This is a genomic window from Wolbachia endosymbiont (group A) of Scambus nigricans (assembly GCF_947251485.1).
GTDB classification, from domain to species: domain Bacteria; phylum Pseudomonadota; class Alphaproteobacteria; order Rickettsiales; family Anaplasmataceae; genus Wolbachia; species Wolbachia pipientis.
Genome location: NZ_OX366356.1, coordinates 640,680 through 666,894 on the forward strand (window position 1 = coordinate 640,680; position 26,215 = coordinate 666,894).

General features: G+C 34.8%; 19 protein-coding genes. 10 read left to right on the forward strand and 9 right to left on the reverse strand.

What is annotated here, in order from left to right; genetic code table 11:
- Positions 1-47: 47 nt before the first annotated feature.
- A complete protein-coding gene (locus OPR46_RS03675) occupies positions 48-2,882 on the forward strand; it encodes a coiled-coil domain-containing protein (protein WP_265042778.1) in 2,835 nt (944 codons plus the stop codon).
- Here the strand turns inward: OPR46_RS03675 and pheT are convergent.
- Positions 2,786-5,125 carry a phenylalanine--tRNA ligase subunit beta gene (gene pheT / locus OPR46_RS03680; protein WP_265042780.1) on the reverse strand — a complete coding sequence of 780 codons (2,340 nt, stop codon included), beginning with the start codon at positions 5,123-5,125 and terminating at the stop codon, positions 2,786-2,788. The two genes, OPR46_RS03675 and pheT, sit on opposite strands and share 97 nt — an antisense overlap.
- A gap of 120 nt (positions 5,126-5,245) precedes the next feature.
- Entirely contained in the window at positions 5,246-5,533 is a 288-nt protein-coding gene (locus tag OPR46_RS03685) for a hypothetical protein (protein ID WP_265042782.1), read from the reverse strand.
- Positions 5,534-5,762: 229 nt separating this feature from the next.
- Between OPR46_RS03685 and OPR46_RS03690 the strand changes: the two genes are divergently transcribed.
- From OPR46_RS03690 to OPR46_RS03715, 6 genes are read left to right on the forward strand one after another with little or no spacing between them, the layout of a single operon-like run.
- On the forward strand, positions 5,763-6,488 hold the full coding sequence (locus OPR46_RS03690; RefSeq protein WP_265042784.1) for a F0F1 ATP synthase subunit A: 726 nt from the start codon (positions 5,763-5,765) through the stop codon (positions 6,486-6,488).
- Between the two features lie 59 nt (positions 6,489-6,547).
- Positions 6,548-6,775, forward strand: a complete 228-nt coding sequence (locus OPR46_RS03695) for a F0F1 ATP synthase subunit C (RefSeq protein ID WP_006014985.1) — start codon at positions 6,548-6,550, stop codon at positions 6,773-6,775.
- Positions 6,776-6,778: 3 nt separating this feature from the next.
- Positions 6,779-7,258 (forward strand): F0F1 ATP synthase subunit B family protein, encoded by a 480-nt coding sequence (locus OPR46_RS03700; RefSeq protein WP_065094794.1) that lies wholly within the window; start codon positions 6,779-6,781, stop codon positions 7,256-7,258.
- Positions 7,259-7,266: 8 nt separating this feature from the next.
- On the forward strand, positions 7,267-7,743 hold the full coding sequence (locus tag OPR46_RS03705) for a F0F1 ATP synthase subunit B family protein (protein ID WP_265042786.1): 477 nt from the start codon (positions 7,267-7,269) through the stop codon (positions 7,741-7,743).
- Positions 7,744-7,757: 14 nt separating this feature from the next.
- Positions 7,758-9,356: a glycosyltransferase family 2 protein gene (locus OPR46_RS03710; RefSeq protein ID WP_320109365.1), complete on the forward strand. Its 1,599-nt coding sequence runs from the start codon at positions 7,758-7,760 to the stop codon at positions 9,354-9,356.
- Positions 9,314-10,588 (forward strand): COX15/CtaA family protein, encoded by a 1,275-nt coding sequence (locus tag OPR46_RS03715; protein ID WP_265042791.1) that lies wholly within the window; start codon positions 9,314-9,316, stop codon positions 10,586-10,588. Before OPR46_RS03710 ends, OPR46_RS03715 begins: the two co-directional genes overlap by 43 nt.
- Here OPR46_RS03715 and OPR46_RS03720 read toward each other — a convergent pair.
- Together OPR46_RS03720 and OPR46_RS03725 are read right to left on the reverse strand one after the other, a co-directional pair.
- Positions 10,537-12,678, reverse strand: a complete 2,142-nt coding sequence (locus OPR46_RS03720; protein WP_265042793.1) for an acetyl-CoA carboxylase biotin carboxylase subunit — start codon at positions 12,676-12,678, stop codon at positions 10,537-10,539. The genes OPR46_RS03715 and OPR46_RS03720 overlap by 52 nt on opposite strands.
- Before the next feature lie 72 nt (positions 12,679-12,750).
- Positions 12,751-13,518, reverse strand: coding sequence for an ankyrin repeat domain-containing protein (locus tag OPR46_RS03725; RefSeq protein WP_265042795.1), 768 nt, complete (start codon positions 13,516-13,518; stop codon positions 12,751-12,753).
- A 150-nt stretch (positions 13,519-13,668) separates the two neighbouring features.
- Between OPR46_RS03725 and gltX the strand changes: the two genes are divergently transcribed.
- Positions 13,669-15,090: a glutamate--tRNA ligase gene (gene gltX, locus OPR46_RS03730; RefSeq protein ID WP_265042797.1), complete on the forward strand. Its 1,422-nt coding sequence runs from the start codon at positions 13,669-13,671 to the stop codon at positions 15,088-15,090.
- A gap of 859 nt (positions 15,091-15,949) precedes the next feature.
- Positions 15,950-17,749: a succinate dehydrogenase flavoprotein subunit gene (sdhA, locus tag OPR46_RS03735; protein WP_044471210.1), complete on the forward strand. Its 1,800-nt coding sequence runs from the start codon at positions 15,950-15,952 to the stop codon at positions 17,747-17,749.
- Here sdhA and OPR46_RS03740 read toward each other — a convergent pair whose 3' ends face one another.
- From OPR46_RS03740 to ychF, 5 genes are all read right to left on the reverse strand, one after another.
- Positions 17,750-20,101 carry an ankyrin repeat domain-containing protein gene (locus tag OPR46_RS03740; RefSeq protein WP_265042799.1) on the reverse strand — a complete coding sequence of 784 codons (2,352 nt, stop codon included), beginning with the start codon at positions 20,099-20,101 and terminating at the stop codon, positions 17,750-17,752.
- 282 nt (positions 20,102-20,383) lie between these two features.
- Positions 20,384-20,992, reverse strand: coding sequence for a guanylate kinase (gene gmk, locus OPR46_RS03745; RefSeq protein ID WP_265044076.1), 609 nt, complete (start codon positions 20,990-20,992; stop codon positions 20,384-20,386).
- Positions 20,976-22,781: a pentapeptide repeat-containing protein gene (locus tag OPR46_RS03750; RefSeq protein WP_265042801.1), complete on the reverse strand. Its 1,806-nt coding sequence runs from the start codon at positions 22,779-22,781 to the stop codon at positions 20,976-20,978. The genes gmk and OPR46_RS03750 overlap by 17 nt, the downstream gene beginning before the upstream one ends.
- A complete protein-coding gene (locus tag OPR46_RS03755; protein WP_265042803.1) occupies positions 22,774-23,967 on the reverse strand; it encodes an ankyrin repeat domain-containing protein in 1,194 nt (397 codons plus the stop codon). The genes OPR46_RS03750 and OPR46_RS03755 overlap by 8 nt, the downstream gene beginning before the upstream one ends.
- 102 nt (positions 23,968-24,069) lie before the next feature.
- Positions 24,070-25,164, reverse strand: a complete 1,095-nt coding sequence (gene ychF / locus OPR46_RS03760; protein WP_265042806.1) for a redox-regulated ATPase YchF — start codon at positions 25,162-25,164, stop codon at positions 24,070-24,072.
- A 117-nt stretch (positions 25,165-25,281) separates the two neighbouring features.
- Here ychF and OPR46_RS03765 point away from each other — a divergent pair, with 117 nt between their 5' ends.
- Positions 25,282-26,214, forward strand: a complete 933-nt coding sequence (locus tag OPR46_RS03765) for an OTU domain-containing protein (RefSeq protein WP_265042808.1) — start codon at positions 25,282-25,284, stop codon at positions 26,212-26,214.
- Position 26,215: the final 1 nt, after the last annotated feature.

Genomic DNA, 26,215 nt, shown 5'->3' on the forward strand with positions numbered 1-26,215 from the left:
TGTCATTGTTTATGCTATACTTAGGTTGCTTGAGGTAAGGTTATGGTATGCATGCTGTTGTAGATTGTAAGAAAGTTGTTGACTTAAATAACAGTAGTGATGATTTAGGTAAAGTAGAATCTATTTCCAATGTTACTTTGGAAGAGGAAGAGTCTTTTGATGCTATGGAAGCTGTTTCTAATGTAGAAGAAGGGAATGATTTAGGTCTTGCTACTTCAGAAGAGGAAGAAGAATTTTTTGATGCTGTGGAAGAACAAGAGCCGTTAGCTAATTTTAACGTTCCACTCAGTATATTTCATTATAAAGATTATAACTCTGATTTTTTTACTTCTTGGTATAATATATCAAGTAGAATATTTAAAGAGGTAAATCGAGCTTTTCCGGAGAAGAAAGTATTAAATTTAGCTCTATCAGTTTTAATATTTCCTTATATAGTTTTCACTGCGTTAGGATTAGCCGTATATAATAAATTAAAAACAAATGATAAGACACAAATCAGTTCAGAGGAGAATAAAACAAAAAAAAGTGAAGTAAGTGAAAGTACAGCAAAAAGACTGGCATATGGTGTTCTTGCTGCAATAGTAATTCTTGTTAATATAGCTATGCTTGTAGCATTACTTATTCCTGCAACAATTGCTTTGGCTACTTTTTATCTTTTAAATAGAGATTTATCTCCCTCTTTAGTTACTGCTCTTAAAATAAGTATGGGGCGGTATTCTAATAAGCATCAAAATATTGAGGTGTCTTTTCATGAAAAGGAAGTTACTGGACCAAATATTGCGTGGGATATGGAAATAGAATTTCCACCGCAATTTAAACGATTGCTTAGAGATTTGTATGAAAATGAAAATAACAAGTGGTTTGATGTGACACGGGATTCAGAGCATAGCATCGTACTGAAATTGTCAACTAACATCAATTTAAAAAATGGTCTTAAGCCCTTACGCAATGAAATCAAGGATGTGCTTGCAACTTCTATTCAAGAATTTGCGAAGACTATGGAAGAACTGATAAAGCTAGAAAAGAAAGAGATTACATATGATAAATTGAAGGAATTGTTGGACGAATTCAGGTTAAAAGTGGTAAGTAGCATAGATTTTAAGTTGACAACTCACTTAATATACAACGCCTATCAAGTTGCCTTTATACAAGCAGTTAGGTTTCAGCTGGATAGACGGAAAGAAGGTTTTTCACTGGAAGATGAGATAAAAAATTCTTTAGTGAGACAGGAATTAGAGAGTCAAGGTAAGGAATTACCAGGTGAGAAAGAAGTGATAATAAGAGATCCGAAAAAAGCAGGAGCAAAAGTACCGGATGTTTTAGATGATAGTGAGCTTCCTATATTTAAAGCAGAATGGAAGCGGCTTAAAGAAGAAGGGAAGATAGCTAAGAGAACAATTATTGATGTTTATAAATATATACATAGTAGAGAAACAGAGACAGCTCTAGGTAATGCTAAAGAAGAGATTAATCTTTTAAAAAAAGAAGGACAAAAAAGATATATTAGGATACATGAAAAATTGAAAGAAATATATGGAGATGTAAAAAAGAATAATTTAGCAGGTGATGTTTTAAGAAGAAGGTTAGAAGGTCTTTTTAAGTTCGAGTATGATGATCAAGAAGTTGAGCAAAGGCTAGTAAAATCAGTAATGAAAAAAGCCAAGGGTGAGTTAGGCCTATTAGGCATGCTCAGCTTAATAGACCAGTTTCGGGATTTAGAAAAGGAGATAAAAGGTTCTTTGAGTGAGAATTTAAAAGAAGCTTCAGATAAAGTAAATGCTTTTGTAGCAAAGATATATTTAGAAATAACGAAATGCAAAAAACAAAATGTACTCAAAGGTCAAGCAAAGGGTATAGAGGATTCATGTAAGCTGTTAGAGGAAAAGGAGCCGGATTTAGTACAGAGGATTAATGCGCACCGAGCGGAAATTGCAGAATGCTTAGAGCAACCTATATCGTTAAGGAAAGTAATAGAAGAAAATGAGGATTTAAACAAATATTTAGAAGGTGAGCGAAATAGGAAAGGAGAACAGCATCCAAGTACAAAATTAATAGAGAAGCATTTGAAAAATAACCAAGAAATTCTCAAAGCATTAAAACAGTTAGAATTAGAAGAAAAAGGATTGTTGATAAATGAAGAAACAAAAAATGATTATATAGAAGAACTAGAATCTCGCGAAAAAATAAAGTTTGCAATAATAGAGGATGATTTACTGAAGGAGTTCGAGCGTGAAACTTTTAACGAAGAAGCAGTTAAGAAGTTGTTAGAGGAAGCGGAACTTGAATACTATTTGGCAGAAAAATGCATAAAAAGTCCTGTGATAAAAACAAAAAATAATATCAAGCACTTTTATCAAGGTTTACTGTCTCCTTTGATAGATAATTTGACAAAAGATATAATAAATAATATACCAGGAGATAGTGAAGGTTGTATACAGAAAGTTAAGAACTGGAGTAAAGTTATATTTGGTGCAATAAAGATTGGAGCATCAAATGCTTATAAAGAGACTACAGAGAGAAAAGCGTTAAATATGGCACATAATACTTATAAAGAAGGAGAGACATTTCTTCAATATTTTCAGTCAAATTATGAAGGTATTGGAGCCTTTTTAGGTAATTTATTTTCTGATGATGGGGTAACATTTAAAAATGATGTGTGGCCTAAAATAGAAGAGCATTTGCATGGAATGTGGGATAGATTTTTCAAGGATATTGAATTCAATATTGGAAATAAATTGGATGAAGTAAGTGTGACACAGCAACAGCAGGAAACTATGATTGTGACTCAACGACAAGTTCTCAAAGTTCCTCCGGTATTTTCACATACTAAATTAACTATAGCACTTGATTCTTTTTGGATCTCTTTTTCAGTTAAAGTGTGAGTTGGAGAGCAGAAAGTAACTGACAATGCTATAGACATCTTATTCGATTCTATATTATTTCCATGGTATACGTCAAATACTAAAACTTCTGTGATGAGCTCTGAGCTTTTTTTTACCACATTGATTATGTTACCTACTTTCACATCCTTATTTACAATAAATGCAAAATCACGTTTTACACTTTGGTATTTATAATCGATAAATTTCTTTCTACTTACAGGTAAATTTTCAATATTTTCTAATATCACCTCAAAACCTACAACTTTTTGCTTGATATCAAAAAGATCTAATATATTAGGATGCAACTCTCCAAAATAACCTGCTACTTTATTCTTAAAAGAGAGAGTGCCTGACTTTCCTGGGTGATAATGTTCTTTTTCTGCTCTCTCTATCGTTAAATTATCACAATTGACGTTAAAAAACTCCAAAGCTGCTATGCAATCAGCCTTTGCGTCAAAAACATCTACTTTTCTATCAGTATTATAATGGTTTCGCGGTAAATTATTTCCTGTTCTTATCCCACTTAAAACATGTTTAGACCGAGCTTCACCATCGTAAATCGGCCCAATTTCGAAGATTGCAAGATCAGATATTCCATGGGCAATATTATCAGCAGTAACTTGCAATAAATTTGGCATAATACTTGGTCTCATTATATTAAAGCTATTGTTAAACGGATTATCGATGATAAATAACTTATTCGAGTAACCAAATTTTTCAGCTGTTGATTCACTCATAAACGACCAGGTTAGCACTTCATGAAACCCTCTGTTTGTCATCAAAATACGCAAATTGTCGTATGTACTATCTACTTCTTCAACATTATTTGGTAGTGGTTCTTCTTTTATTTTGTCATAGCCGTATATCCTTGTTACTTCTTCGATTAGGTCAGCCGGTATTGTCACGTCCGGTCTCCAGCTTGGTACTTGTACATTCCAATTGCCTTCGGTTTTTTTATCAATACTAAACCCTAGTTTCGTTAAGATATCAAGCACCTCATCAGGCGATACAGACACACTTCCAAACTTGTTCACATCCTGATAATCAAAGCTCACCTTGGTGTCAGCACTATCTAAACTGCCAGCAGACACTACGCTTGAGGTTTCTCCACCACATAAGTCCAGAATCATTTTAGCTGCAAGGTTGAGTCCATCAAAAGTAAATCCAGGATCAACTGAACGTGCAAATCTGTAACTAGCGTCTGTGGAGATGCCGAGATGCCTTGAAGATTTAGTAATAGAGATGGGATCGAACCAAGCAGACTCTAAAAAGATATCAGTAGTTTCAAGAGTACATTCACTGCACTTACCACCTATAATTCCAGCAATTCCATGAATATTTTTATCACCTGCAATAACGCTTATGTCTTTGTTTAATAAGTATTCTTTACCGTTCAAACCAGCAAATTTTTCTCCGTCGTTTGTTTTGCGTACTGTGAGCTCTCCTTCTATTTTTTTTGCATCATACGCGTGCATTGGGCGGCTGAAAGATATCATAATATAGTTCGTGATATCAACTATTGCAGAAATGGAGCGCATTCCTATCGATTCCAGCCTATCTTTTAACCATTTTGGGCTTTCTTGATTTTTTACATTGGCGATGTATATTCCACTAATAAAACTTTCCCCGTCAGTAACTTCAACATCGATTGGTGAATTTATGGAGCTGGTAAGTTGTGGAATGCTTAAAGTCTTTAATGTCCCAATTCCAGTTGCAGCAAGGTCGCGAGCTATTCCATAAATGCCTAAGCAATCTCCACGGTTTGGAGTAACATTTATATCAATTACAGGGTCACAATTGAAAAATTTATCCCCTACTTTATAATCATCGGAAAGCTCGATTATTCCTTCACTTTCCTCTTGAACCAGCGCAAGTTCAGAAGCAGAGCAGAGCATCCCTTCACTTAGCATTCCTCGTATTTTTGTGGACTTAATTGTGAGATCACTTTCTGGCAACGTGCTACCAAGAGATGCAAGTACAGTTTTCATACCTTCTCTAACATTGTTTGCTCCACAGACTATTTGTAGAATTTTACTTCCATCATTTACTTTACATAATTTTAATTTATCAGCATTTGGATGAGGTACGACTTCTAATACCTCTGCAACAATAAACCCAGTCAATCTGGAATTATCGATCACATCTTCTACTTCTAACCCTATGTGAGTTAATTTATCGGTAATTTCTTCTAAACTAGCATTGGTTTCTAAGTGTTCTAATAACCAAGATAATGTGAATTTCATGGACCTAAAAAGAAGTGAAAAAGTTATTGTAATGTAAAATGTGGTGATTTTAAAGCTTATTGTAGTGGAATGAAAAGTGACTTCTGTATCACAAGCAATGATGCAGAAGTTTTTGTAACTTTATATCTTCTTGTAAAGAGAATTTATCTTCTTTATACCACCTTTTAAATCTATCTCCGTAAAGGATTTAAGATTCATATTGTGGGTATCTGCATGGAAGCTATGAATGTAGCCATCTATAGTTAAGTCTCCTATCATATTATGGCTTTCATCTAGTATTTCGCTTCCTATTTGATAATGGCCAGTATATTCGTTAAAGGAACCATCTGTCAATTTGATGTATCCGTTACCAAATTCCTGCTCTAAATTTAAAGGATGATTAGCGTTAATAAAATCTATTTCGTTCATTATATACCTCACTAAAAATTAAATTATAATTAAAATAAGATGTTAAGTTAAATAATTTAATAAGATTAGTAAATTTAAAAATACAGAGCTGACTGTAATTAACACTCTAATTACATATTTTGTTAATGTATCAATGTTATAATAACACAGAGCATTATCTTAACCCTTGACTTTGTCCTATAAAATTCATACTTTATTTACTGTTATAGTTCAAGTACGTAGGGTCAAAATGGCGTTAAATCCGCTAGAGCAATTTAAAGTATATACAATAATAGAGTTACCTAGGTTATTTGGGTATGACGTAAGCTTTACCAATTCATCTTTTTTCACGATGATTTCGGTGATATTGATGATACTCTTTTTGTTTTTTGGAATAAAGAAGGGGTCAGTAATACCAGGATATTTGCAAGCTGCAGTTGAGTATATATATGATTTTGTTATTTCAATAATAGAAAATAACACTGGAAGCAAAGGCTTGCAGCACATTCCATTGATATTCACAGTATTTATTTTCATTTTATCGTGTAATTTAGTTGGTGTTCTTCCTTATAGTTTCACGGTCACAAGTCATGTGATAGTCACCTTCGCTTTATCGATGGTGGTTTTTATTTATATAACGATTGTTGGATTTAAAGAAAGGGGAGTAGAATTTTTACGCATATTGCTACCAAAAGGAACTCCTTCGTGGCTTGCACCTATAATAATTATTATTAAGTTGTTTGCTTATTTAGTAAGGCCGGTTAGCCTATCAATAAGGCTTGCAGCAAATATGATTGCTGGTCATACAATCATCAAAGTGATAGCAGGGTTTATTGTAAATATGAACATATTTTTCACTCCTGCGCCGTTTTTGTTCATAATTGCATTGATAGGATTTGAAGTATTTGTTGCAATTTTACAAGCTTATATATTTACTATATTAACATGTGTATATTTGTCAGATGCAGTAAAGTAATTGACTTCCTTGTAGAATATTTTACAATTATATTATAAAGAAATAATTAAAGGTAATATATGGATTTAGTAGCTTTAAAATTTATAGCAATTGGTTTAGCTGTGTTTGGAATGCTCGGTGCTGGTTTAGGTATAGCTAATATCTTCTCTGCTATGTTAAATGGGATTGCGAGAAACCCTGAATCAGAAGGTAAAATGAAAAGTTATGTTTATATTGGTGCTGCCATGGTTGAAATCATGGGATTGCTTGCGTTTGTACTTGCAATGTTATTAATATTTGCTGCTTAACAGATGCCACAGCTTGATGTTTCAACCTTCTTTTCTCAGGTTTTTTGGTTTTTAATTTTTTTCTCTTCACTTTTTTTCGTAGTAAGTTGTTTATTTTTGCCAAAGTTAGATGAAATAATAAGCACTAGAAGTAAAGAAGTATTGGATTCTTTTAATAGTTCTGTTCATCTTTTAAGACTCACGGAAGATCAGGTTGCCAAGTATAATGCCGCTTTAAACCAAGCTAGAATACAGGCAAAAAAAATCATAGATGATGCACTTGCTCAGGTAGAAGAAATGAGAGCTAATGTTAAGAATATATTAGAAGAGGAAGATAAAAAAAAGAGCAAGCTTATTGAAAAAAAAGTGGCAGAATTTAAATCTGAATATACTGATCAGTTAAAACAAATGGCTACTAGTATTGCTTTAATTTATTATACTAAATTGACTAATTCTGAAATTGAAGAGGAATTTATTGCTGACTTGGTGTCCAAAGAATTTTAGGGGTTTTTATGTCTACATCACTGATTATCGGTCTTGCCTTCTTGGTAAGTTTTGTCCTTTCGTATAAATTGCTAAAGAAAGTGATAAAAAATGCGCTTAACAATAAGCGTAACAAAAGCAAATTTTCAAGTGAAGAAACTGAAAAATTCAGGAAAGATATGTTGGAGTATTACAAAAAATCTTCTAAAAAATACAAAGAATTAGATGCAGAAGTTAATAAAATGATGAGTGAAGCACTTGATAAAGCTAATAGTATCATTAAGCACAATAGACAGCAGCTAGATCAGACATTAGATGACAATGCCCATTCTAACTTGAAGAAAGTCACTGACCAAGTTGAAAAAGCTCTTGGAGATTTACAGGCTAACATAGCGAATATAGCTGCTGATGCTGTAAAAAAAATAATGCATGAACGTAAAGATGATAAGCGTAGTAGCGAGGTCATATCTTCATTTTCACGTGACTTAAATAAAAAATTGCATTAGGTTCAATGCAACAATTGCCTATACTTCAAGCTGATAATGTAGAAAAAATTAAGTTTGATTCTAGTTTGTGCAAAGAGCCAGAGAAGCTTTTTTACTATAAATTTAATATAATTCCTTGGCAAAAATTAAATAATACTACTTTTTTTATGGTTGAAGACACAAGCCGAGATATCAACCGTTGGGTCGAAGCTCATTACGGTATTGACTATGTATTAATAAAAGTGGATAGCGAACAGATTTTAAATCTTCTTAACTCGCACTTTGGTATTTCAGAATTTGCAAGCAACTACTTATATTACAAGAATCCTAATTTTTCAGCCAAAAGCATTAAACTAAGCTCAATATTTTTTGCTTCTTTCTTTATTGTAACTTCAATTTTAACACTAACAGAGAAATATACATATTTTGCTTTGATGTTGATATTTATAATCGGATGTTCTAGCTATTTATTCAAGTTTATAGCTACAATTTTTAACTTATGTGAAACCTCCAACCAAAAAGTGGATTATAGTAAGCTGAGTGAAGAAGATTTTCCTATATATACTATTTTATTGCCTGCTTTTAAAGAAAGTGCAGTGATAGAGCAATTGGTTGAAAGCATTGAAAGTTTGGATTATCCAAAATCAAAATTAGATGTGAAGCTTCAGGTAGAAAGTGATGACCAAGAAACGCTAGCAGCTATAGAAAAGTACACTTTACCGCAGTATTTTGAAGTAATAAAAGTGCCTTATTCTTTGCCTAGAACAAAAGCCAAGTCATGCAATTATGCTATGAGCTTTGCTAGAGGAAAGTATGCAGTAATATATGATGCGGACGATAAACCAGACCCATTGCAGTTAAAAAAAGCACTGATTGAATTTAATAAGGGCGACGATAAGTTAGCCTGTGTACAGGCGAAATTAAATTACTATAATTGTGATTGTAATTTTCTCACAAAATCCTTTTCTCTGGAGTATATGAACTGGTTTCAATACTTATTGCCTGGATTCCAAAAAATGAACATGCCAATGCCTTTGGGTGGTAGCAGTAATCATTTTTCAGTAAAAATTCTAAGAAAAATGTTTTTCTGGGATGCTTATAGTGTTACCGAAGATGCTGACCTCGGTTTGAGACTTGCGCAAATGGGATATAAAACCAGGGTGATTGACTCAGAAACATTGGAAGAGTCACCAATTGCTGTATTTGCTTGGATTAAGCAAAGAGCGCGCTGGATCAAAGGCTATATGCAAACTTATATTGTTCATTTAAAAAATATAAAGTCTCTTTATAAACACACTGGATTTAAGGGAATTTTGCTATTGAATCTTTTTGTTGGCTCTGCAGCTTTTATATTTTTTACTACTCCATTTTTACTGCTTTCATTGATATTAACTAAAGTTTTAAATGGATTATTTTTGTACTACTTTGTAGTGGTATACGTTACTAACCTGATTCTTTTGGTAATAGCTGTCAAACAGCAAAAGATGCCTTTTTATTTTTATATAGTATCGATATTTTTTCCGGTCTATAGTCTGCTATATAGTGTTGCAGCTTTTCTTGCCTTATGGGAATTTATTCTTTACCCTGAGCGATGGAACAAAACTCAGCATGGTTTATGGAAGCAAAACCTGTAGCTATTTGGCTTTTTCTCTGCTCGGTCATGGTAATTCTCATGGTAGGGATTGGTGGATTTACCAGACTTTCAAAAGCAGGATTGTCAATCACGGAGTGGAAACCAATTACTGGAACATTACCACCACTGAGTGAACAAGACTGGCTACAAGAAAAATTAAAATACGAAGCTACACCTGAATATAAAGCACTTAACTATGGTATTAGTATGGAGGAGTTTCGCGCTATATACTTAATAGAATATGTACACAGATTGGTTGCAAGACTAACAGGTTTAGTTTTTGTCCTGCCATTTATATATTTCATATTAAGAAGAAAAATATCTAAAAAGGTAGTAATAAAGCTATGTGTGGCATTATTATTTGGAGCTTTACAAGCTTTTGCTGGTTGGTATATGGTTAAAAGTGGTTTAGTAACTGAACCTCATGTTAGCCACTATAGGCTTGCACTTCACTTATTATTAGCATTAATTATCTTTGCATTATTGTCATATCAATTTTTTGATTACCAAATATGGATCCCAGTGTTACGTACACAACTATACGAACATTGCAGTATAAGAGTAATTTTCACCAAGAAAGATGTCATCCCAGTGCCCAGACACTGGGATCCAGAAAACTTAACTTTAAATAAGTGGCTGCATAGTAAAAGCTGGATTCCAGTGTCAGCTACTTTCATGACACCATTTGCTGTGCAATTTATTTTCAAAAGTAAGCGTTCGTACAGTTGTGTGTCAGCTACTCGGATGACAGGATTTCAATCTACTAACAGTAGTATATATTACACAATACTTATTCTGATTCTAATTGTAATACAAATAATTTTCGGCGCATTTGTTGCGGGATTAAATGCTGGTTTGATTTACAATACCTTTCCACTAATGGACGGACAAATCGTTCCAGAAGATTTATTTTTCTTACAGCCTATATGGCTGAATATCTTTGAGAACAGAGCGACAGTGCAATTTATACATCGAGCACTGGCATTGCTAATACTAACTTTGGTAGTAATACTCACAGTAAAAAATGCTAGCGTAAAACCGGTATATATTATGCTGCTCTCCATCATCATTCAGATAATTTTAGGAGTGGTTACTCTTTTGTTACACATACCAATAGCCATTGCCATAGCTCATCAAGTGTTTTCATTTATCTTGTTTGGGTCAAGTTTGTACTTCTTGTGTTATTTAAGAAAGCAGACTACATCACCGATCTGCACATTTTTTCCTTCTTGAACGGGAATATTTTTTATCACCATTGCTGCTTCAGCACATATGATATTTTCCATTTTCATTGCCTCCACCACAAATAAAGGTTGTCCTATTTCCACCTGATCTCCTACATTTACGTGTAATTTAACTAATAAACCAGATATTGGGGATTTTACAGCATCTGCTGAAATCCCTTCTGTTTCATTATTTAGCATTAACTTACTTAATTCAGCTACATGAGGTTTTAATATACAACACTCAGCTTTCATACCTGCATGTCTTATGAAGTACTTGCTGCCTTGTCTTTCTATTTTAAGTGCTATATTGGTATCGTCATTAATTGTGATATATAGCAATCTATAACTTGATTTCCACTTGCCTATAACGGAGTATTTATTGTGATTATATACCGTTATTAATATATTATCTTGGTATTTTGCATTTACGGAGTACTCATTGTCATTTATATTCACTATGAACAAACCTCTTGCATAACCACCTGTAATCTCATCGCTATGAGATATTGCCCCAATATCATGAGGTGTTATCCCAATACTACAAGATGTCATTCCAGTGCGTGACACTGGGATACACTCTTTTTCTTTTCTGGATTCCAGTGTCACGCACTGGAATGACACCTGAGATGTTTCATTCACTGCTTTATGATGGTACCTTTCTTCATTTTCCAAATAAACATATAACGCAGTGAAAATAAATATTTTAATATACTCCTCTGCAACAAAATCGCCGTGAAACCCACTAGGGTAATGATCTGGAATGAATCTCGTATGGAGCTTTGCTGCGATAAAATTTGGGTGATGGAAGATGGATTCTAGAAATTCTATATTATTTGTTACTCCTTCTATATAGCATTCAGACAATGCTTTTTGCATTCTGCTGATTGCTTCTACTCTATCTTTTCCATATGTTATCACTTTGGCAATCATCGAATCATAGAACATGCTAATTTCTGAACCTGCAGCAACTCCATCATCTATTCTTACATAATCATTTTTACCCGGTTTATCGTAATATTTTATTCTTCCGCTGGAAGGGAAAAATTTCTTCGATGGGTCTTCAGCGCAAATTCTACTTTCTATTGCAGAACCAGTAAGTTTAATACCATTCTGACTAAACCTTAATTTCTCTCCACAGGAAGTTCTAATCATTTCTTCTACTATGTCTATTCCAGTTATAAATTCTGTTACTGGATGCTCAACTTGCAATCTCGTATTTACCTCAAGAAAATAGAAGTTTTGGTCTTTATCTACAACAAACTCAACAGTGCCTGCTGAAAAGTAACCAACCTGCTTTGCTAGAGAAACACATTGGACATACATTTTTTGTCTTACTTCTTCACTAATGAATGGACTTGGCGTTTCTTCTATTATTTTCTGGTTATTCCTTTGTATCGAGCATTCTCTTTCTCCAAGACACACTATATTGCCATATTTATCTGCTATGATTTGTATTTCAATATGTCTTGGTAGTTCTATATATTTCTCTATAAAGATACTGCCATCCTTAAAACTTTTCTCTGCTTCATTTGTTGCTGATGTGAACGCTAGTTCAATTTCTTTTTTGGAATTTACAATTCGCATTCCTTTGCCACCACCGCCTGATGCAGCTTTAAGCATAACGGGAAAACCGATCTCTTCAGCAACTTGAGCTGCATGGGCAGCATCGCTGATCTTACCCATATATCCTGGCACTACATTCACTCCAGCTTTTTTTGCCGCTTCTTTTGCTGTTATTTTGTTGGCTGTAACTTCTATTGTTTCTGCACTGGGACCGATGAAGTCTATATTATGCTTCTGCAAAGCACGTGGAAAATCTGGATTTTCTGCTAAAAAACCATAGCCAGGATGAACCGCCTCAGCACCTGTTTCAACTGCTACTTCACATATTTTTTCAATGTTTAAATAACTGAGGCAAGAAGGCGAAGGGCCGATATATCTTAACTCATCTGCTTGCCTTACATGCACAGAATTTATATCCGCATCCGAATATACGCATACACAAGATATACCCATCCTACGAGCAGTCCTGATAATCCTGCAGGCAATTTCTCCTCTGTTTGCTATTAAAATCTTACTGTACTTCTTTTCCGTCATCGTATGAGTATACTTTCTTAAGTTAAGAAAGTAAATTTCTATATCATTGCCTGCAAGTAATTTCTAGCTTCGTTAAACAGGAACCTCTATTTCCTTGTTGCTGACGAGGCTATCAGTACTAACAACCTCCATTGGAGTGCTTACGTCATGTAAATCGCGTATCTCACTAAATGCTTTAACTGACAGACATGTGACTCCGCCAGAAGCTATTGCAACCATCGAGCTTAGTGCAAGAGATTGAGAAACTAAAAATAAAAAGTATAAAGACAAACATAAAGCAGCGATACATGCTATCGCTCCTATTATATATAAGCACAGGTGAAACTTCTGGTTACATATAAAGCTGTCTTTTATGCCTGCGATTTGCTTAATTTCTTTCTGTTGTGCAGCATTTAAGTAATAAAGAGGAGTTTCCCTCTTCTTATTAAAAGCATAGCCTTTACTGCAGAGCGCATCTTTAATATATTTTTTATTACATTTGAGTTCCTCTTTCAATCTGCTTACTTCTTTCCGATCTCCAGCTTCTTCTGCTTTCGTAATTTTGTTATCAGCTTCCGTCTCTAAGTCATTCACAATCTCTTGTACTGCAGGCAGCAAAATTCCACTTCTTGCTGCTTCATGAAATGGATTATCTCCATATTCATTATGCGCATTTACAGAAGCAATGTTCTTCTTACAAATGTCTACAAATTTACCTTTGTTTTGTATTCTTGCAGCTAAATGCAGGAGATTATCTGCCTGTACTCTTTGTTTTGTTTTATCAAAAGGGCCGGTGTAACGCCAATTGATATTAGCTTCATTACCTGAAAGCAATTTTGCTATATCTACAAGTCCACCCATAACTCACCTCGCTATATTCAACCAATACTAAATTATACAACACAATTTATGAAAAATAAATAAAATTTTATCTCTCAGAACAAATAAATTCTAAATTGTTACAAACATAAATTTTAGCTATCATCATTTACATTACTGTAACAGACAAATATGCCAGGTATAGTCACGAGATTTGCTCCATCACCAACAGGATTTTTGCACATTGGAGGAGCTCGTACTGCTTTATTCAATTGGCTCTATGCAAAGCATCATGGTGGCAGGTTTTTGCTAAGAATTGAGGACACCGACAGAAAACGTTCAACGAAAGAAGCAATTGATGCAATTATAGAAGGGCTAAGATGGCTCGGTATGAGCTATGATGGGGAAATAGTATATCAGTCAAAAAGAATAGAGCGGCATAAAGAAGTAGCAAACCTTTTAGTTGAGAAGGGTAGGGCGTATCACTGTTATTGCCCTGAGGATGAAGTTGCAGAAAAGAAAATAAAAGCAAGAGAAGAGGGCAAGATATACAAGCATAAATGTACTACAAAACCTCCTTCTTGTCATCCAAGTAGCCGACACTGGAAAAATATGTGGTCACGCGCTGGAATGACATCGGGTGTGAGGTCAGTTGTCCGCTTTAAAGTGCCAGATTCGCAAGAGATCGTTATTGATGATAAAATATACGGCCAAATCAAAGTAAATAGCAACCAGCTTGATGATATAGTGATCTTACGCTCTGACAACACTCCAACATATATTTTTGCTGTCGTAATTGACGATCATGATGCTGGAATAACTGATATAATACGCGGTTCTGACCATCTCACTAATACCTTTAAACATCTGCTAATATACCAGGCTCTTGATTTTGACATTCCACGCTTTGCACATGTGCCGCTTATCCATGGGGAAGATGGGAATAAGCTATCCAAAAGGCATGGTGCCACAAGCGTTTGCGATTATGAAAAGATGGGAATATTGCCAAAAGCGATGCGTAATTACTTGCTGAGACTTGGCTGGAGTCACGGCAACGATGAGATTATTAGCGATGAGCAAGCAATAGAGTGGTTTAATTTAGAAAGTATTGGTCGTTCACCTGCACGGCTCGATTTCAAAAAACTGGAGCATTTGAATAACCACTATATTAGTAATATGAGCAATGAAGATATTCTGACTCTAATGCTTAGAGAAAATACTCTAATTGACAAAAAAAAGGGCTATTTACTGCAGGGACTGACAGAGCTAAAAAAAAGAGCAAACTACCTGACCGAATTATTGGATTTAGCAAAATTTTATATTCAAGATCCGCCACTTGATTTAAGTGAAGAAGCTTGTCAAATTGTCAAATCTAACCTCAATATAATTAAGTTACTCGCATCATTTCTGTCAAAGATCGGTGATGAAAATTGGAATAAGGGTTTTTTATCTTCTCAGATCAAGGAATGTGCAAAATTGCACGATATGAAAATAAGCGATGTATACCACTCATTACGCGCCCCTATAACTGGAGTAATTGATGCACCTGGAATCATTGATATCATGGTGATTCTTGGTAAAGATGAGTGTATAAGAAGGTTACAAGCAATTTAAATGAAATAAGAAAATTTCTTGACAAGCTTTGCCAGCCCCTTTATCACGGCAGTGAAGCTATTGTATTTGCTTTCGCCAATCTGCAGATTAAAAGGTAAGGATTACTTAATGTATCGGCGTCTTATGTTTAATTTTTTGCAGTATATAGATACTGTATGTCTTTACAAAACTTCATCTACATCTAGATTTTTATCTAAATAAGCTGAACGCGCTTATAAAGCGTTACAAGACATCAAAAAATGCCAATACTCGACAGAGATAGTAAAAGACTAGCTAACTCGGGGATTCTTTGTCTTTTTTTCTGCTTAGTAAATTTCTTAAACATTTGCAGCGTAGGTTAGTTGCAATTAAAAGCAGCTGAATTTCCCTTGTCAAGCGTTTAAAACATAAAAAACGCCAATATTTTAAAGCAGATAATAACCCCAGGGCTTCTTTTGCCTTTTTTTTATTTAGTAAATTTCTTAATGTTTATAGCTAAAAGAGCCCAAGAGAGGTCAGTGCCTCTGTGATGTCATTCCAGTGCTTGACACTGGAATCCAGTTTTCCATATAATCTCATCGAAAACGTCGTATTTTAACATAAAACAGCTACTTTTATACTCACCAACTTAATAAAATTCCTGGATGCCAGTGTCAAGCACTGGCATGACACCCTACTAGTAGCACAATGTTCGTACAGCTGTACGTGTGACCAGAAAAAACATAGACCCCAAGTGTCAGCTACTTTCATGACACCCCGACAACCGTCATCCCGCTACTTGTTAGCGCCGCGGCGGCATGACGTCTTAACTATAGAAAACTTGTATAGATTTTTTCTACTTCTGTGATATCATAAGCCTGTAATGATAAAATAAGTAAATATGGATAAGTCAGCGTATGAGATCATAGAGCATGAGTATGACGTGGTAGTAGTAGGTGCAGGTGGAGCAGGGCTCAGAGCAACGCTTGGGATGGCTGCAACTAATTTTTCAGTTGCCTGCATTTCTAAAATTTTCCCTACACGAAGTCATACAGTTGCAGCACAAGGCGGAATTAGTGCAGCTTTAGGTAATATCGGTGAAGACGATTGGCGCTGGCATGCATATGACACAATAAAAGGTTCAGACTGGCTTGGTGATCAAGATGCAATAGAATATATGTGTAAAAACGCTGCTAAAGCTGTTATTGAACTTGAAAATTTTGGCGTACCTTTTTCTCGTACAGAAGATGGCAAAATATACCAGCGTTCCTTTGGTGGAATGACAACTCACTTTGGTAAAGGAAAATCAGCGCAGCGCACTTGTGCGGCAGCAGATAAGACTGGGCACGCAATCCTTCACACTCTATATCAGCAGTGTCTTAAGTTCAACGCTGAATTTTTTGTTGAATACTTTGTGATTGATTTAATTATGGATAGCGAAACATGCTGCGGAGTTCTTGCTTGGTCGCTATGCGACGGCACATTACATAGATTTCGTGCGCATAGAGTGGTGTTAGCAACAGGTGGATATGGACGTGTTTATTTCTCTGCAACAAGTGCGCATACCTGCACAGGTGATGGTAATGGCATGGTAGTAAGGGCTGGATTACCACTTGAAGATATGGAATTTGTACAATTTCATCCAACAGGAATATATGGCTCAGGGTGCCTGATGACAGAAGGATGCCGTGGTGAAGGGGGGTACCTCGTTAATTCTCAGGGCGAGAAGTTTATGGAACGTTACGCACCAAAAGCAAAAGATTTAGCTTCCCGTGATGTGGTAAGTCGCGCAATAACAATTGAAATTAGAGAGGGAAGGGGAGTTGGACCGAAAAAAGATTACATGTATTTAACTATAGCGCATCTTGATCCGGAAGTAATAAAACTCAGATTGCCGGGCATTAGCGAAACCGCAAGAACTTTTGCTGGAGTTGATGTCACTAAAGATCCAATACCGGTCATTCCGACTGTTCACTATAACATGGGTGGCATTCCAACCAATTATTATGGAGAAGTGATCACGCTGAAGCAAGGTAAGGAAGAGGTGGTAGATGGACTATTTGCAATTGGAGAAGCTGCGTGTGTCTCTGTGCACGGTGCAAATCGACTTGGCTCTAACTCGCTTCTTGATCTTGTGGTTTTTGGTAGAGCTGCAGCGCTCAGAGCAAAAGAGAAGCTAAAGTCCGGTACACCACATAAAAAATTGCATTCAGACTGCACAGACTGGATAGTAGATAGATTTAATAAAATGCGATTTGCCTCCGGTGGGCTAAAAGTAGCAAAAATACGCAGCGAAATGCAGAACACTATGCAAAAGTACGCATCAGTGTTCCGTGTTGCTGAAGTTTTAGAAGAAGGCAAAAAAGCTATAAAAAAGGTAGCAAAAATGATGCCTGATATTTCACTTGAGGATCGCAGTATGATGTGGAATAGTGATTTAGTTGAAGCACTGGAGCTTGCTAACATGATCCCACAAGCGGTTATTACCATGGAATGCGCAGCTAATCGCGAGGAAAGCAGAGGTGCCCATGCTCGTGAAGACTTTCCTGAACGTGATGACAAAAACTGGATGAAGCACACTATAGCGTGGCTTGAAGAAAAGAAAGGGCAAATTAATGTAAAAATTGATTATAAAAAAGTGGCTGAAAAAACTCTGAGCGGTGAGATTGATTTCATAGCGCCAGAGAAGAGGGTTTACTAGTTACACTATCCCTACACAATTTTTCAACGAGTTCATTATTGATATGGCACTCATTTTAGTGTCTGGAGGACTCTCAGTATGCTCTGATTGATTTGGTGACTCTTGTACTGCTTGATTTTTAGTCTCATTCCTTAAATTCTGTTGATCATTATTAACAAGGTTCTTCGAAGCTTGATTCTGCTCTGTTGTTGAATTAGAGCGGTTTTTGTCGTTAAATGTGTCCTGTGCTTTGTTGGTTGATTTTTCAAAAAGTTTCTTAATACCACTAAATCCTAAAGTTAAAGTAAGGCATATAACTCCAGCAGTAGCTATGATAGGAATGGCTGCTCCAATTGCCATTTGACCCTGAAAGAAAGCAAATGTTACCATTGCAATAACAGTAATCGTTATCGTGATTGCTAACAGTTCGCGGGTCCTTTTTGCTGGATCTATGAATCCTGCTACAGCAGATACTCCTTTTTTTATACCAGAACCTGCTTCTTTAATGCCAGACTTGCATTTTTTTGAAGCAGTTTTACAGTGGTATTTTTCTTCAAGCTTCTCTTTTAGTTCTTTAGCTTTCTCCTGTGCTTTCTGTGGAGTCCCTGAATAATCTTTTAGATCTCGTAAAGTTAAATAGTACTTTTTAGTATGGAATTTTGGATCTTTCAGCTCCAGAGAACAGGGATCAGCGCCTATTTCTAGCAGCATTGTACAAAATTTTGTTGTATTGTCATAAGCAGTTGCTGTATCAAAAATTGTTCCTTGCAATAGGTGTTCGATACTTCCTTTTTTTGCTTTTTTCTTTAATGCCAATTCTAGGGGTGTGCTCCCTTCTCCATTCTTAGCATTTATAGCTTTACCTAATTTATCTTTAGATATTGTTCCATTTTTTACTAAACCTAAAATCAATTCCAAACATGCAACTTTTTGTTCTCCTTTGAATGAAGCAATATAGTGCAGAGCATTTTTTTCATCTTTATCTTGCACAGTAATATCTGCACCGTTTTTTAGCAATAGTTCTAGGGTTTCATACCTTTTAGTTTTTTCAAATTTCTTAAGTGATCGGTTCTCACTCTTCTCTTGTATGCGCTGGAGTATCTGATGGAGCGGTGTTTGCCCTTCTTTTTTATCATTTACAGCTTTTATAAATTGTTCTTTTTGGCCTGTTTCTAGCAATATATTGAGAAGTTTAAGTTTTTGTTTTGTTTCAGGTTTAACAATCAAGTGTAAAGCATTGTTACCATCTGTGTCTTTAAGGCTAATATCCACACCTTTTTCCAATAGTTCTTTAAAAAGTTTTTTATCACTATTTTTAATTACTGGATGTAATAGATAATTATCATTACTATCTGGAGTATTTATGGTATGTGGTATAATTTCTTTAATTTTTGCTTCTGTATTGATTCTTATTTCTGGCTTTAATTTAGATTTCTTTCCTTGCTCTGCTAATTTTTCTAAGAAATTACGGTAGTATGTCTTTTGCTCCTCTTTTAAGTTTTGTAATTCTTCTGTAGATAATTCTAAATTATCAGAGCTGGCTCCATGCTCTAACAATTTTGTAAGAAACTTAAGTGTGTTATCGTTACTTCGAATTGTATTAGACTCATGTTTTTCTTTTGTTACCTTGTTAATTAGTGCTACCTGAAAAGGGGTCTGATTTTCACTATTAATGAGTTGTGCTAGATCTTCCTTGGTGACCGTTTTTATTAGGGTACCCAGAAACTTGCATTTCTGTTTCTTTTCCAACGACGCAATGAGGTGTAAAATATTTTTCCCTTCTTCAGCTTTTATGCTGCTAATATCCGTACAATCTTTTAGATATTTTCTAAATTTCCTGTTATTTCCATTTTTGATCGCTTTTAGTAGTAGAGCATTGTTATTTGTTATTTCGTTGCTTATTTCTACTTCATGATTATCTTCAACATCACTGCCGTAGCCACTCTCTGTTTCGCTGTCCCTACGGTTGTGGGTAAAACAATATCTGCTATTATAAGTAATTTCTGAAATTGCTTGCTTTACTCGCTCTTTTGTTTCATTTGATATTTTTTTCGATCGTTCTATTGCTTTATCTAGCACTGGAAGGAAGCATTGGACATAATACCTATAATATTTTTCTTGTTCTCTAAGTGATTCTTCTAATTGAGTTAATACTTCAGGACTAGCATCTTTCTCAAATAACCTTTTACACTTCTTGAGGGTTCCATCTTGACCTCTTGGTTTTTCACGCTTGTGTTCTTCTTTTTTTACCTTTCTCTCTATAATGCCATACAATTGCTCGTCTTTTCTATCCTGCTCTTGCTTTTTATTTTTATCTATGCATTCACCTAATTTATCTGCATTAGTAGTTAGTGCAGTTATATCTATACCCATACTAAAACCTCAATATTAAAAGCTATTTAAGTTGTCAGCACTAAACTAACAACCAAGAAGTTTGACTTTTAAATTGAGCTAAACGTTGTATATGTATAGGTGGAAAGGCAGAAAACTAGTTTCTATTAGAAAATCTGTTATCACAGTCAAATCCTCACTTGAACAGTTGCTACTATTTTAACCATTTAATCTTAAAAAATAATAAATATAGCTAAACTGTGAAATGTGCTATTGGCTAAAATAGGATAAGAAACTATAGCTGCAAATATCCAAATTGATTTTTTATAAATCTTCCAGACTTGGTTTTTCTTTTAGTTTTTTAAGTCTTTCTTTATTTAGTATGGAGCTTATCTCTTCTACACTTTTATCAATATCATCATTGATTATTACATAATCATATTTATCACGTTTGCTTATCTCTTTTTGAGCTTCGGCTAATCTGCGCTCTATTTCGCTTGCATCATCACTATTACGCTTTTGCAAACGCAACCTAAGCTCTTCCATTGAAGGGGGAAGTATAAAAACACTTACAACTTTTTTTCTCATGAGCTTGAATAAGTGAAATGCTCCTTGCCAGTCTATGCTGAGTAAAACGCTTATTCCATTGCTTAAGTTTTGCTCTATAAAATTTCTTGGTATACCATAAAAATTCTCAAAAACTTTGGCGTATTCAAGCATTTGGCCAGCTTTGCATAACTCGTGAAATTTTTCTTCGGTAACGAAAAAATAGTCTTTTCCATTTATTTCGCCGGGGCGAGGCTTGCGCGTAGTCATAGAAACAGACCTAACTAAATTAGTTGATCGCTCAAGTAATTTTGCTGATATAGTAGTTTTTCCAGCTCCAGAAGGGGAGGATAGAACCAATAATACGCCCTCACTTTTTACGGTCATTTTTCTTTGCATTTTTTAACATGGTGCTTTTTGGATCAGAGTTTAAAAAGCTAGAACCTTCTAAATTAGAATTTGATAAGTTGGTGCCAATGAGAGAAGAGTTATCAAAGACAGTATAGCGCAAATCGGTCTTTTCAAAATTTGCCTTATTCAAATTAACGTTTACAAACTTTGCTCTACTCAATGTTGAATTAGAAAAATCGGCATTTTCTAAATTCATATTCTTAAATTCAAAGTAAGAATAATTTACATTAAATTTTTCACCCTGTGATATTTTCTCTTGCAAATCTTTAATCGAAGTTATAGCATTTTCTGAACCTGCAAGTTTTTTCTGTCCTTTATTGTCAATCAAAATTGAATTATCAAATTTGCAACCTGTTAAGTGAGCATCAACAACTGAACTTTTATATATGCTTGAAGAGAGAAAAGACATATCACTAATTGTTGAATTACTCAAATTGCTAAGAAAAAAGCTAGTTTTCCTAAAGGCATTAGCGTGAAGCAAAGAAGATCTGAAATCGCTTTCAATAAAATTTGAATTAGTTACTTTTAAATTGGACCAGCTCGAATTATCAGCTAATAAATTAAAGAATGTTGAATTTTCTATTTCACTGGAATCAATATTATGGCGAGAAAGTGTACTGTTATAAACTTGAGAGTCTTGGATTTTTATCTTATACATTGAAGTTGTAGAAAGGTCTGAATCTTCTATCTTCGCAGAGGTGAATAGTGAATGGTCAAAAAATGAGCCATTCATGTTAGAATTTGCAACTTTAGTATTATGAAACTTTCCGTGACGAATGTCAGCATTAGAGACATTAACTTGATGCAGTTCACTAAAACTAAAATCAATATTGGATAAATCAGCATCATGAAGATTTGCTTCAGAAACATATGCATGTTTTATCTTGGAACCATTTAGTATAGATTGAACAAAACTTGAATTATCGTCATTCACATAGGAAATTTGTGTGTTGCTTAAATCAGTTTCGTCGAAGTTACTGTTAATTATGATAGAAGAATTAAGGCAAGCATCGGAAAGATTGCTACCTGTAAAGTCTGATTCTTTTAACTCTGCACCATATATGTTAGCATTTTTTAATGAAGAAAATTGTATCTTTAATTTATATGCATCCACTCCAAAGAAACTTGCATTATCAAGGTTGTTTTTCTGCATAACAGTATCGTTTATTTCACTATCACTAAAATTTACGTGGCTAACATTCGAGTTTGATAAGTTGGAGAAATTCATTTTCACATTCGAGAAATTAGTATGCAAACCAATTACGTTGTGCATACTTACTTTTTTGAGATCGGAACTGATAAAATCAGCATAACTAACATTAGACTGATCAAATACGATATCTGTTAAGTTTGCAGAAACAAATTTTGTAAAACTCAAATTTGTACCTTTTATTTTGATGCCATGTAAATTAGCATTGGAAAAATTAGCACCACGTAAATCAACATCAATGAAAGACACATCGGATAAATCGGTGTTAGAAAAATCGGCACCAATCAGACTTACTCCATCAAAAACAGATTTACTTAGGTACAGTTGGTTAAAATTAGCTCCATTTAAGTTAGAACCAAAACCTTTCTTAAAATCTTCTGGCACGCCCTCTTTGTGGCACTGCACCAAAAATTCAGCAAAGTCTTTTTTACTGTAAGATACGTATTTTGCATCACGCAAAGCGTTTAAAAAATCACTAATCTGATTTTTTTTATCATTTGTTTCGTTTCCATAACATAAATGACCAACTAAAATTAATATCAAAAATCTAATCATCTTGCTTATCGCACTGTATTTCTTTCGTTTTCACAGCCCAATCGTACATTGCTGAGCTTTCTTTATTGTCTATTTTTCTATCCTCCAAAAGATGTGGCATCATTTCGGCAATCGCATTTATTATATTGATCTGCTTTTTTTCGATTGCTATATCAATTGGGGATTGAAAATTATTGTTAACTACTCTAAGATCAGCACCTTGTAATAAGAGAAAGCGCACTATGTCTACCTCACCTTGTTTAACTGAATAAATGAGAGGAGTATCACCCAATTTATTTCTAAACCTTAGTATCTCTTGAATTGTTAATCCAATTTTTTCTAGCTTACTTATTACTCCTCTTAAGCAAGTTAAGTTGTTCTTCTTAATGCAGTAAAAAAATTGCTTACTGTAATCATCAATAAACACAGTTGTAGGAAGATGCTCATTAAGGCTATCATATTGTCGTTTATATATTGACTTGCTTTGTATGTCTTTATGACCCCATTCTTTTATTGGTTCTCTGTTTAGCTTTGTCCATTTTTGTAAACTTTTCTTTTCACTTTGCTCTTCTTCATCTTTTTTAGTTATAGGTTTTACTCTATTGCGGTCCTTGGAATTACTGTTTGTTTCTTTCACTTTTTTTTCTTCAGACTGATTCTCTACTTTTTCTTTTTTTCCCTCTAATAATTGACTCGCATCACTTTTTGAAAGTTCATTATCTTTTATATCAATCTTCTGATCAGCTTGTAGATTTTTTTGCGGGTTAGCTGTATTCTCATTTAAATCAGCACTTAAAGGCAAAGGCTCTGGTTTGAAATCTTTATTCACTTCTTTATTGGCCACATTTGGTAAATTTTGAGCAAATTTGTCTGTGCTTCCTTCTAGCTGGTCATTTGGCAAATCTTTATCAATCCTTTCACCTTCACTTATAGTTTTTTCAACCACGAAAGCTTTGTTCTCGTTGTGTTGCAGTTTCTCTTTATCGGTAGTGCCGTCTAATCTTTTGCTCTCAGCCTCTTGTGTTTGTTTAGCATCGACGTTGCTTTTCAACTCATCTTTTTGATTTGTGCTATCTTGCTTCCTTACACCTACATTTTCGTTTTTATGAACTGATTCAATTTTCTTTTCTTCAAGCTGCTCTACGGCAAACAGGATGGGTGATCCGAATACGACAGCTAATAATATAAAATATAAAATATTCTTCATAAATATCCCAAGCATAAGCTTAATTAAAATGATACTATAATCAAATGATTAATCTACAGTAAAAAATGCCTTAGATAAAAAACCAATAGAAAGGATAAATTACTACACATTAAACCTAAAGTGCATTATATCACCATCTTGCACGATGTAATCTCTGCCTTCAAAGCGAATTTTTCCTGCGTCTTTACAAGCCGGTTCACTTCCATACTTTATGTAGTCTGCAAAGCTTATTGTCTCTGCTTTTATAAAGCCTTTCTCAAAATCAGTGTGGATTACACCTGCTGCCTTATCGGCTGTTGACCCTATTTTTACTGGCCATGCCCGTGCTTCTTTGGGGCCCACAGTAAAGAAAGTTATCATACTCAGCACTTCATACATAATACGCGCTACTCCATCAAGGCCTGATTCTTGTAAGCCAAATTCTGATAAAAAACTCTGTTTTTCCTCTTCACTATCAAGATTTGCAATATCTGCTTCGAGTTTTGCTGAAATGCAATAAAATTTGCTTTTATTTTCCTCTGCCATTCTCTCTACCTTTTTAGATAATTCATTGCCAGTTATAACATTTGTATCTTCAACATTGCAAACGTACATAACGGGCTTTGTTGTCAGCAATTGAAGCAACTTCATCTCATCTCCATCGATATTCTCCAAACTTCTTGCAGGTCTACCTGATTTTAAAGTAGCCAGTACCTCTTGCATTAATTCAAGTTGTCTCTTTAGCTCTTTATCACCTTGCTTTGCTTTCTTTTCCAATTGAGGAAGCCTTTTTTCTATGCTATCAATATCAGCTAGGATTAATTCCATTTCTACCACTTCAGCATCTGATATTGGATCTATTTTACTGTGTACATGGCTGATATCGTCATCCGTAAAGCACCTGAGCAGATGAACGATGGCATCAACTTCTCTGATATGGCTTAAAAATTTATTGCCGAGCCCTTCACCTCTACTCGCACCCTTTACCAGACCTGCAATATCTACAACTTCTAATTGGTTGTAGATTAGCTTCTCTGAGCCTGCAATTGCTGCGATTTGTTTCAAACGTTGATCTTGTATCGAAATCTTGCCTATATTTGGCTCGATTGTGCAAAAAGGATAATTTGCAGCTTCGGCTGCACTTGACTCTGTAAGCGCATTAAATAAGGTTGATTTTCCTATGTTTGGTAACCCAACTATACCGCAGTTAAAACTCATATTTGCTATGTAAAATTATAACTATTGCATAATTTAAAAATTTCTGCTATACTTAATTAATCGCTTATTGACAATTTTGTTGGTATAGTAATATATAGCTTAAATTAAGGTAAAACTATGACTACAGCTAAGAAACGGAAACTACCAAGTGACTTTCATGATGTTGAGGTTGGAATAAAAGGGCCCAAGATCTCAGGGCAAGAAATAACTCTTTTAAATAGTAACCCTTACTCTGACAATTTCTATGTAGGACAAGCAATTGGTAATGGAAGCTGTTTTTTTGACTCGTTCAGGCAAAGTCTAGAACAACAGACAGGAGAGCAAGTTACTGCCGAAAAATTAAGAAATGATTGTAGGGAATTTGCGCAAAAGAATCCACCAAAGTGGTTTACAAATGCAATTGTCAATAGTCATGATAACAATGGCCAGCGCCGTAGTGAAACTGTAGATGATTATACAGCAGACATTATGCGTAACAGTAGGTGGGGTGATCCTGACGTTGAAGGCAGAATACTTTGTGAAAAGTATAAGGTAAAGCTACATGTTATAGAGAACCAGACTGTTGATAACCAAGATCTGTCTTTGCATGAATTAATAGGCAATTCAGGTTCAAAAAGTGCAGGTGAATACAATAAAGTTGATTATGATGATAGTAGTATTGTGCATATAATAAACAAAGGCGGATTGCATTTCGAACCATTGCTTGATAGAAATAAAAGTTTAGCAAAACAACTGCAAGAGGAAACCAAACTTAAACAAGAGCAAGAACAAGAAGATTTCCTATTAGCAAAAAAACTGCAGCTAGACGAGATCTTAGAATATTGTAACCTTTCAAAGGATATCTCTGAGAGAGCAGAGGTTGAAAAGGGATTTGATAAGTTATTGGCAGAAAATGCTGATGGAAAAATTGGTGATGTTGTATGGCAGTGCGTTAGTGATATAAAGCAGCGCATAGAGCAGCAAAACCCTTCAAGTTTACTAAGATATGGTACGGAATCGATGGCAGAACCATTTCATCAACAACGAGCACCACAACTTGTAAAATCTTAAT